The 216-nt window shown below is 59.7% G+C and carries 1 rRNA gene; it reads left to right on the top strand.

What is annotated here, in order from left to right:
• Nucleotides 1-99 (top strand): 23S ribosomal RNA (locus EHS19_RS10570); the annotation flags it as partial.
• Between the last annotated feature and the right edge of the window lie 117 nt (nt 100-216).

Genomic DNA, 216 nt, shown 5'->3' on the forward strand with positions numbered 1-216 from the left:
CCTGTAGACCCCATGGAGAACACGTGGTCGATAGGCCGGAGGTGGAAGCCCTGTGAGGGGTGGAGCCGACCGGTACTAATGGTCGAACCGCAATCACACACCACCCTATAGGGTGGCGCGCACAGTCCGGCATGACGGCCGGGCGACTAGAGAGCATTAGACGATCCACTGCGATCAACACGAACAGGCGATAGTCTCGCGTCCATTATCCGGTTC

The organism is Bifidobacterium jacchi (assembly GCF_009078285.1).
Lineage (GTDB): Bacteria > Actinomycetota > Actinomycetes > Actinomycetales > Bifidobacteriaceae > Bifidobacterium > Bifidobacterium jacchi.